This is a genomic window from Ramlibacter sp. (genome assembly GCF_036383835.1).
Taxonomy (GTDB): domain Bacteria; phylum Pseudomonadota; class Gammaproteobacteria; order Burkholderiales; family Burkholderiaceae_C; genus Ramlibacter.
Genome location: NZ_DASVNN010000156.1, coordinates 1 through 1,932, shown reverse-complemented (window position 1 = coordinate 1,932; position 1,932 = coordinate 1). Strand labels below are relative to the sequence as shown.

3 protein-coding genes are annotated in these 1,932 nt (G+C 69.2%); 2 read left to right on the top strand and 1 reads right to left on the bottom strand.

Features of this window, described 5'->3' with window-relative positions; all coding sequences use genetic code 11:
• Positions 1-130: 130 nt before the first annotated feature.
• A complete protein-coding gene (locus VF522_RS24030; protein WP_330910868.1) occupies positions 131-853 on the bottom strand; it encodes a hypothetical protein in 723 nt (240 codons plus the stop codon).
• A 218-nt stretch (positions 854-1,071) separates the two neighbouring features.
• Between VF522_RS24030 and VF522_RS24025 the strand changes: the two genes are divergently transcribed.
• On the top strand, positions 1,072-1,677 hold the full coding sequence (locus VF522_RS24025; protein WP_330910867.1) for a DUF6891 domain-containing protein: 606 nt from the start codon (positions 1,072-1,074) through the stop codon (positions 1,675-1,677).
• Between the two features lie 72 nt (positions 1,678-1,749).
• The coding region (locus VF522_RS24020; RefSeq protein WP_330910866.1) for an LLM class flavin-dependent oxidoreductase at positions 1,750-1,932 on the top strand (183 nt) is incomplete at its 3' end.

Below are 1,932 nucleotides of genomic sequence, written 5' to 3'. Positions count from 1 at the left end.
TGCGTGCCGCCGCCCGCGCTGCGGCCCGCGGCGACAGCCTGCCGCTGTAATCCGCCGCGACAGCCTGCTGCCAGGCGAAAGACAGAAACCGGGCCATGCGTTTGCATGGCCCGGTTTTTTTTTGGCCGACTCAAGCCGAAGGCAGTTCCCGCAGCGCCGCCACGAGGAAGGGCGGGCCGCCGGGCAGCGCCGCGTCGTGCAGCGTGACGAACCATTGCGCCGCGCCTTCGTGCGCCGGGCCCGCGCGCAGCGTCCACGCATAGACCCGCCGGCTGCCGTGCGCATCGTCGGCGGCTTCGCAATGCGCCACCGTTTCGTCGCGGCACTCGTCCACCAGCACGGCGTGGCCGTCGTGGTCGTGGCGGATCGCGCGCTGCATCAGGCGCACGCCGATGCGCTCCGGCGCCGCGGTGCGTTCGCCGTCCCGTGCGGGCGGCACCGTCGCGCGCAGGCGCTGGTCCAGCGGCATGTCCGCGCGGAAGCCTTCGCCGCGTTCAAGCGACATGTTTTCGAGTGCCACGCGCACGCGGCGGCGCTCGCGCGGCGTGGTCACGAGGAACATCACCGTCGACACCGAGAAGATGCCGAAGAACGGCAGCCCCACCAGCAGCCAGAGCCATTGCCAGCCGCCGCGCAGCGACCACGTGATGGCCTGGAAGCCGAACACGGCCATGAAAGCCAGCACCGCCAGCGCGACCAGCCATGCGATCCAGTCGGAGAACGGCTTCTGCATGCGCTCGGTGGCCTGCGGCGCGTCGGAGCACCATTCGGTGGGCACGTGCTCGTCGAAGGGCGGCAGCCCGGCCACGCGAGGGTGGGCGATCAGGTCGATGGAAGGATGGCGCTGCGGCATGAAGAGCCGCCGAGCATAGCCAGCCGCAGGGGGCCGCGTTGCATTGCCTTGTCCTGGCGCATCCTTCATGATGGCGCGGCGCGGAAGGGGTGGCCGCAGGGGCTCATGCTTTCGCATTACTGCGCCGTCCTGATGCGGTGGGCGAAAATAAACCGCTCCCGCCAGCAGACAAACAAGAAAGCACGATTCGTCGCCGCCGATGCGGCAACCCAACACGCATGGCCCTCACTCTCGATCCTGAAGACACACGCGGACGCATCCACGATCTCGTGTGGAGCGGCTTCCATCCCGATGCCGACATCGAATGGATGATCACCGACGAGTACCTTGATCCGGACGAGCTCTCCGCCGAGGACCGCGCCTGGGTGAAGGCCGAGGCCGCACGCGCCTGCGCCGCCAAGCGCGCGGCCGAATCCGGGTGGCCCGCGCAGACCGAATACGACCGGCTCGAAGCGGTTTTCGCGCAGCTGCGCGGCGAGAAGATCATTGCGCTGCATCGCGCGGGCAACACGCTGGCCGACGGCCACGACGATGTGCGCGAGCAGTGGCGCGCCGCGGGGCGGCTGGCTTCGGGCATTCGCGGCTGCTGCTTCTATCACTCGCAGGACCTCGACACCGCGGTGCGCACCGGCCGCCTGCGCCTGGCCTTCAGCGGCGGCATGATCCCCGAGATCGAACAGCGCGAAGCCAACACCGTGGTGGTGGGCTACCGCATCGTGGAGCTGCTGCGCGCGGCCGGCTTTGGCGCGCATTGGAGCGGCAACGTCGACGAGCGCATCGAAGCCGACCTCGGCCAATGGCGCAAGCGGAGCCCCGGCGCGTGAGCGTGATGACGCCATACCCAACCGAATAGCCCCTCGCGCGACGGCTTTGGCGGTTCACGCCATGATCGCGCCATGATTCCGTTATCGATCCTCGACCTTTCCCCGATCACCGAAGGCAGCGACGCCGCGCAGTCGTTCCGCAACTCGCTCTCGCTGGCGCAGCATGGCGAGAAGCTGGGCTACACGCGCTACTGGCTGGCCGAGCACCACGGCATGCCGGGCATCGCGAGCGCGGCCACTGCGGTGCTGCTGTCG

Coding starts and splice junctions, on each gene's coding strand:
- VF522_RS24030 (WP_330910868.1), bottom strand. CDS start 853: ATGCCGCAGCGCCATCCTTCCATCGACCTGATCGCCCACCCTCGCGTG.
- VF522_RS24025 (WP_330910867.1), top strand. CDS start 1,072: ATGGCCCTCACTCTCGATCCTGAAGACACACGCGGACGCATCCACGAT.